The following is a 7,789-nucleotide window of genomic DNA, read 5'->3' as shown; positions in this document are numbered from 1 at the left end:
CAAGCAAAGTAAAGTTGGTTCCAAAAGATTGTGAGATGTATGAAAGCGATAAGCTTGTTAATATAACTGATAAAACAGAATAAAAATAGGTATGGCTGGGTTTTCTTTGGCTATAACGCATTATAAAAAGAGAGAAATAAAAAAAGCCGTGCCAAGTAATATGACGCGGCTTTAAAATGTCTATCCTTATGAATCAACCTTAATACAAGATAATAACACATATATACAAAACGTATTATATTGCAAGCTCTCTATTAAAGTTATGAAAACTTATCAAAAGGAATGTAAATGATGCATATGATCTTTAATCACTCATTTGAATGAGAGAACCTATAAACGCTTTTCGTTGCTATCAAACGTATCAATCATGACGCCCTCCTTTGTGAGGTGGTCATTTAAAACAAAGCACATAATCAAAATGCTTTTTTAAAACGTTTCAAAATATTGATTTCAAAATTGAGTTAAGTGAATTGAAATAACTTACATTCTAAATCAAAACACTTGGGAGCTTTATCAATCCAATCAAAAGAAAATGCGTCTTAAATGAATGTCTTGTAAAAACGTTCTTTTTACATTTACGAGCGTTGGTTTTCAAAACAGTCTCTCATAAGATAAAAGCAGCATTTTTTTAACAAAGTAAAGATCATAAGCTTATCATTGCTTATAAAACATAAGTTTCAAACGTTTAAACGTTCATTGAGAAAGGCTTTCATAAGCGTCTTTTTAACATAACTTCTTTGCAAATTAATCGCTCTATATTTGGCTAGCAAAATTAACCACCCCAATTATGGGGGCGTTATCTTTAGAATAGAGCTTTCTTTAATATTGTAGCTTTTGTCTAAAAATTTAGAAAATCCCATACCTTATGATGTTACAACGGTTTTGAAGTTTATTTCCTTATGGCTTCGTATTTTTAAGTTGCAACTTTTAAAACGTTTTTTGCTCGCTTGCATATATCATTAAAAGGCTTTTGATTTCATAAGACATAAAATACCTCTTTTAAAAAGCGATCTTGTCTTTAAATCCTTTTATGCAACCTTTAAAATGTTCGGTGTTATGATGATGCTATTATGACAGATCTCTATTTTGCGCTCGCCAATTTTGGCGACCAATAATTTTGGTCTTTATACGATTAACAAACCAATCTTTAAAACAAGATGTGATCTTTTAAACGTATGTTATCGATAATTTCAAACGATTGAATTTTTAACAATGTGATTTCTGTGATAAAAAAACGTATCATAAAATTTATAAACTGTTATGAGTGATAACTGCTTTTCATTTCATTTGAATGCACCCATGCGTTATAATATTCGCATCATGATTTGCTTTTTATGATCTATTCATACATGGCAATCTTCTATAAAAAATGGTCAAATGAATCATACATAAAAGTGTGGATTCTTAAGTGGATTCATATAAAATAATTACAAACAAACTATTGACTTTATTGTGTTTTTTGATATTATGCTGAAATTGAAGTGATTAGAGCACCACGTGGCAGAGTGCCTATCTTCAACACGTTTTCTTTATCTTGGTAACTAAAATTAAGACGCAAAAAGCTTACCTGCTGGGTATGAAGATTTCTTCCCTGTAAGGGCTGTGGTAATTGATCTGCCATGTCTTGTTTCCTTAATGATTTGCCACAAATTGCACAACCACAACACACTCACCAGCATCTGTGGTTTTATCTCGTGTTGCATAAAGGGTCATCTCTTTATCCTCTGGAGCAAAAACCTTTTGATCTGTTGGTGTAAAATCTTGCACATTTTGGGCTTTGATATCTTTTTCACCAAACTCATTGCCCCCATAGGTGCTGCCAATCTTTAATTTCGTCTCAGAAAACGCTGTTTTAACAAACGTTTTTATTGAAGTAATCAACGCGCCACGAGGTAATACTCCGACTTTCTCAGTGAGATGCTTCTCTTTATGCGATATATTCAAGCGCAAAAAGCTTACCTGCTGGGTATGAAGATTTCTCCCCTGTAAAGGAGGAGGTAATTGATCTGCCATGTCTTATTTTCCTCCCTATAATTACGCTGCCGCTTCACCACTGTAGGTAGGAATAACAATCGTTCCAAAATCTTGTGCTGTTTGCGCACTATTTGGCATTTGGAAACGGGTTTTCTTCATTCCTATCAAAGTTTTAGCTGCAACACCAAATTCACGTTCATAATCAAAATATTCTTCTTTGAGTGTGTAATTCGTTGCACTATGGTTTTTTCCAAAACCTATAATCGCACTCTGCGCTCCTAAGAACACCGCACGACGCACACTCTTTACCGCTGTATTATTTGTCGAGTTAACACCATGGGTGACATGAATAGCTTCCCGTAAAACAACACCGTTATACATACCAAGAGAACCATCAAAGATTGGGTTCTTCGCACGAGAGGTTGCGTAAACGGATTTTTGAATATCTAACCACTCACCAGCCGCTGTATTGGTGCGCAATTGCATCACTTGTGTTGGATGCAAATACAAAACATAGACATCGTCACCATTGATATGAACGGGGGAAATCTGCGGATTAGCAAGTTTCGCTTGTTTAACAGCTTCATCAATAAGCTTCAAACTAAAGCTATGTTTAGCTTTATCGGTAAGGTCTTCATCTTTGGTTTTCCCATCCGGACGAATAATACGTTCACTGCTTGGTGCCATGATTTCATTAAAGCCGTAATGAACCGGTTTAATGTACAATTCTCGACCATCAACGCTGATCGTACGGGCTGTATAACCACACACCTGCAAAAAGAACATGATGCTTAAACGATTGGCATACCAGCGAACCAAGCCTTCTTTCGCTTTCTTGCGTAAATTTGGAAGAATTCTCTGTTGATCAATCGAGTCATCATTAGCAACACGCGCTGCATGTAAAAGCTCGTTAATCACCAACCGATCATTCATAAATTGAAGCGCTTCTTCATTGCCTTCAAGAGTTTCACCTTGCGTGACACCATCTCCAAAAAGATTGACCAGCAAACTGAACGTGACACTATCCCCTGCACTCTTATGGGTTTCGTTATAAAGCTGGATAATGCTGTTCGAACTCTTGCCAATCAGAGGAGCAATTTTCGTTGCTTTCAAAACTTCATTGCTTAATTTCTGTGACCACAATTTCACCGATTGTGGATCATGGGTCCCTATATGTGTTGTTGCCATTTTTTGTTTCACCTTTCTTTGCTATAAAAAAAACCGGCTTTAAAGCCGGTGGAAAATCCGCATCAAAGGCGGATTATGCTGTAAAACTTATTGCCTAATCAGGGTCTGCACCCATAATTTCATAAAAACGCGCTTCATTTTTTGGATTGGAAATCCACACGTTGAATTCCTTTTCTGACATATTGGCAAGAGTTTCTTTTGTCATAGGACCTGTCATACCCCCTCCACCTGATGCCGTTAAAGTTTTCGCAGAATTCTGACGGTCCTGAAGTGCTGCTACCTGATTATTCGCTTGCACTGTTTGGTTCTGATAACCAAGATTTTGCGCTATCCTATAAAGCTCTTCTGCTGGATTAACGCCTTTTTGTGCGCACGTTGCTACAATCGTACGCAACTCGTCCCCTATAATTGCATCTATCGTACTTTTTTGCGCATAATGCGGATAAACAGAAGACCATGCGTTCAACTGCTTTGCACGCGTTTCATAAAGAAAATCTGCCGCTGCATCAAAATCACTATATTTATCTTTGATTGAGTTCACAGAACTTTCTAAAAATTGGTTCAAATGCCCATTAAATTCTTGATATTCAACTGCCTGTCTTTGTGCATCTTGCTGGGCACGAATATACGCGTCTTGCTCTTCAAGCTTCTTGCCCATCCAGCCCATATAGCCAATAATATCCTCACGTGGATCTGGGGCAGAACCTTCACCTTCAACGCTTGGCGCTTGGGATTGAGGCTCATAAAACTTGGCAAGTGCTTCACGAGCTTGCTTGGCTTGTTGTTCTGCTCGCTGCTGATCTATAGGAACGATCTCTGAAGGCTTTTCAACAGGCTCTGCAACCTGTTCTGTAGACGTCTCATGATGACTATCAACCGTTTCATCATAATTGCCGGCATCAAAAGAGCTCTCATCATCAAAAACTTGCGTTTCTGCTGTATAATCTTCATTCATACCTTCATTCATTTCTGCATTCATGCTTTAACCTTTCTCAAATGCTTCTTCCTCTGTAGCTTGCCGCTCTTTCACGCATGATCTGATTTTGCATTTGTTCATTGTAAATGCGCTGCCGTTCAAGTTCATGTTTCTGCTGCATCAATTCCGCTTCCAATTCTGCTCTCTTTTGACGCATGTACAATTCAATCTGTTTTCCTTGTAAATCCATTTGTTGCATCTGACTTTTAGCCGCAATATCTTGCTGCTTTTCTTGCAGCTTCATTTCCTGTTCCGGATTGCTTTGCTGAGCTTGTTGTGCCATTTGTTGCTGCTGTTGAAATTTCTCGCTCACACGATTAAGCAGAGATGCAGGCAATGGTGAATAACGAAGTAAATCAAGCATGATATCCGGAGTGATAGCATTTTGAAGCAATGGTAATAGCTGGGCGATAATGCCAAAGGTACGCTCTTTTTCATTCGGACTGGTCGGCGCATCATCTACTACAATATCATAATCAACACTCATCACCGCTTCACGCGTTAACGGAATATATTGCGCATTCTCCTCACCCGATATCCGCACCAATCGACCATCAGACAAATAATTTTGTATCAAGTGTAAAATAATCTTACCTTGTCTTTTGCGATACAAGCGCAAGCCATCAAACAGACAAGCAAGCAGGTTAAGACTAGATTGACGCCGTTGTGCTTCTAAAATACCCGCTTGTGAGACTTCTCTTGTCCCAATAAATTCAGGCGATAAGCCCGTTACCTGATTAATCGCTTCCTTGGCTTCATTAAACAGTTGGAAAAAACCCGTTGGAAATTGGGATACAGGTTTGGGTTGTATCTTACCACCTGCCAAAGCACCACTTTTCAAAACTGTAATACTGTCTACCCTGCTCCAACTCTTTACAGCTTCTCTTTCATCTTCAAATGCCCCCCTCTCAGCCATAATTCCGCCTTTGGATTGGCTATTGAGAATATGCATGACTTGACTAAAATATTTATTCGCCCACCGTTGCGGATCTTTTGTCGGACGTACAACTCCATAAAATTGCCGCTCTATCTTATCAAAATACCCCGTTATACACTCCCACCCCAATTGACCCGCAGGTACCAAAGGTTGATCAGGCTCTAACAAAAGCTTTCTGCCTAAAAAGGCGCGCCTTACGACCTTTTTATTGAAGGCTGCCCCTTGAATATCAGGCATCATGCACTGTAATTGCTTAAATTCCTCCTCGCTATAATCACGCAATTCACCTGTTTCTAAATCAGGGGCTTTGAAATATCTTTCGCTTTCAAACCAACGACATTCGACAAGTGTGACCATCCGGCGACCGTTTTCAACATCAACACCCTTATCATCATCATAAGCTTCAAGATCATTGTGATGAACCTCTTCATAAGAACCCCCATCTCTTGCCCAATCTGCACTGAGTTCATTCCAATGGGCTTTTGGAAACATTTGCTTGGCTACTTCCAAAGGCTTGCGGTCTACATACCACATGCGTTGTGCATCCGTTAAATTCGGTTGCACTGCCGCACTATCCCAAACCATTTTCAATGGATCTAAACGCGTAATGACTGGACCGCCATCGAGGCTATTCTCATAATCAAGCCGCGTATCGGTCCACCCCATTCCGCAGATAACAGCATCTTGGAAAGCATCAGAATCCGCGTATTCAGCATGTGCCACGTCCCTAAACCATTCCGCTGCCCCTGTAAGCAATTCACTGGGCAATGCCTTCCCTATTTGACGAGGGATAAATTGCACCTCACGTTTATTATTTCGCTCGGAACCAACAACAGCATTCACAAGTGGGGCAATACGGTTGAAAGTCATAACAGGGCGGCGCTGTTCTTTTAAAGCCGCTAAATCTTGATCATTCCACTGATCACCATTGTAAAATCGAAAATCCTCCCTTGCATGTTCACGCCATTTGTTCACATGCTCCACGTCTTCTTTGTACCAATGAACAAGCTTGCGAAACAAACCTTCTGTCGACAGATCTGATTTCTCTAAATGCTCTTCATCATGCATCATTCTGCCATCCATGACGTACTCTCATAAACTTCTCTATCACTATAAGCCTGTTTCTTGTGTCTCTGTACCGGCTGTTCGTAACTCACACACATTAATCCAAAAGCATCTGCACCATGACTAGACCAATCATGCTCTGCTCCTAAACCGATATTACGCTTCTCATCCCATTTCTCATGATACCAGTTCAGTGCCTTGCGCCCCGCTACTGTCGTATCTTCATGACAACGCATTGATTTATAATGATAATTCACTGTTTTGTATGTTGAATGAGAGTCCCGAATAACGTAAGATTCTCTCATTTCAAACCGGTTTATGTTGAATCAAACAAAACCACTCATTTGCACATAACAAGCGGGATGAGTGTGTGGATAAAATTTGTATAAGAAAGGACTAAAAATGGCTCTTATGAACCGTCTGAATGCAAGGGCTGTCGCAACATTGGGAGCTGGCAAATATAATGATGGTGCCGGCTTGTTACTTCATAAGCGTAAAGATGGAGGTGCTCAATGGATTTACCGTTATACTATTCACGGGCGCCGTCGCGAAATGGGATTGGGGGCTTTAAGACATGTCTCTTTAAAACAAGCCCGTGAATTGGCAACTGGGTGGCGTTCTGTTTTACGTGAGGGTCGTGACCCCATTAAAGAACGCAACAAACAAAAGCGTGAGGCAATAAGCAATCTTCATTATTTAAAAGATATTGCTTTGGATGCTTTTGAAAGTCGTAAAGCTGAATTAAAAGATGATGGTAAGGCTTGTGATTGGTTTTCACCTTTACGTCTTTATATTCTCCCTAAATTAGGCTGTTTACCCGTTTCTGAGATTACCCAAACAGAGATACGCAACACTATTGCCCCTATCTGGCAGACAAAAGCTGCAACAGCTAATAGAGCTCTTACTCGTCTCAATATTTGTCTCAAACATGCGGCTGCTTTGGGTTTGAATGTTGATTTACAAGCTGTAGAAAAAGCACGCGCGCTCTTAGGAAAACAGCTCCATAAAGCACAAAATATACCGGCTATGGATTGGAGAGACATTCCCGCTTTTTATAAAACACTTTGCCAAAAGACATATATAACACATTTAGCTTTGCGTTTGCTTATCCTTACAGGGGTTCGTACTTTTCCTTTGCGTCATATCCATAAAGATCAAGTTGATGGCGATATCTGGACAATCCCTGCTGAAAATATGAAAGGAAGGCGTGATGCTACAACAGAATTTCGTGTGCCTTTATCAAAAGAAGCATTAAAAGTAATTGAACAAGCCCGTTATCTCTCCAAAAGTGATTTTATCCTTTCTATTACCGGTCATGGTCCTCTTGGTGAGAGTAATATATTACAGCATATGAAACGTGCTAGACTTGAAGCACGTCCGCATGGCTTTCGCTCTAGTTTACGTGATTGGCTCGCTGAAACAACCGATGCCCCCTATGAGGTCGCTGAAACCATTCTAAGTCATACAGTAGGAGGACAAGTAGAGCGTGCCTATCGTCGTACTGACTATCTAGAACAGCGCCGTGTTTATATGGATAAATGGGCGGCTTATGTTACTGGTCAATCTTAAGATATGGGGTAATTTACCCCATCATCTGTGGATAACTTTAGCTCTCTTCTCTCTCATTCTTTCTCAATAAGACTCATAAA

6 protein-coding genes and 1 pseudogene are annotated in these 7,789 nt (G+C 39.8%); 1 reads left to right on the top strand and 6 read right to left on the bottom strand.

The features are described 5' to 3' along the window. Positions 1-1,465 precede the first annotated feature (1,465 nt). The 6 genes and pseudogenes from ABID39_RS07290 to ABID39_RS07265 form a co-directional block, all read right to left on the bottom strand. Entirely contained in the window at positions 1,466-1,621 is a 156-nt protein-coding gene (locus ABID39_RS07290) for a hypothetical protein (protein WP_354187434.1), read from the bottom strand. 11 nt (positions 1,622-1,632) lie between these two features. Beyond that, entirely contained in the window at positions 1,633-2,013 is a 381-nt protein-coding gene (locus ABID39_RS07285; RefSeq protein WP_354187432.1) for a hypothetical protein, read from the bottom strand. A 21-nt stretch (positions 2,014-2,034) separates the two neighbouring features. Next, a complete protein-coding gene (bgtG, locus tag ABID39_RS07280) occupies positions 2,035-3,162 on the bottom strand; it encodes a BaGTA-type gene transfer agent major capsid protein (RefSeq protein WP_354187430.1) in 1,128 nt (375 codons plus the stop codon). Positions 3,163-3,256: 94 nt separating this feature from the next. Then, positions 3,257-4,141 (bottom strand): hypothetical protein, encoded by an 885-nt coding sequence (locus ABID39_RS07275; RefSeq protein ID WP_354187428.1) that lies wholly within the window; start codon positions 4,139-4,141, stop codon positions 3,257-3,259. A gap of 13 nt (positions 4,142-4,154) precedes the next feature. Beyond that, entirely contained in the window at positions 4,155-6,158 is a 2,004-nt protein-coding gene (gene bgtI / locus ABID39_RS07270; protein ID WP_354187426.1) for a BaGTA-type gene transfer agent portal protein BgtI, read from the bottom strand. Beyond that, positions 6,143-6,364 (bottom strand): annotated as a pseudogene (locus tag ABID39_RS07265) (PBSX family phage terminase large subunit); the annotation flags it as partial. The pseudogene ABID39_RS07265 and the gene bgtI, both read right to left, overlap by 16 nt. 178 nt (positions 6,365-6,542) lie before the next feature. Here ABID39_RS07265 and ABID39_RS07260 point away from each other — a divergent pair. After that, on the top strand, positions 6,543-7,709 hold the full coding sequence (locus ABID39_RS07260) for a tyrosine-type recombinase/integrase (RefSeq protein WP_354187424.1): 1,167 nt from the start codon (positions 6,543-6,545) through the stop codon (positions 7,707-7,709). Positions 7,710-7,789 lie beyond the last annotated feature (80 nt).

It is taken from the genome of Bartonella japonica, assembly GCF_040545385.1.
In the GTDB taxonomy this organism is placed as follows: domain Bacteria; phylum Pseudomonadota; class Alphaproteobacteria; order Rhizobiales; family Rhizobiaceae; genus Bartonella; species Bartonella japonica.
The sequence above is the reverse complement of the archived record's forward strand: the minus strand, read 5'-3'. Positions and strand labels throughout refer to the sequence as shown.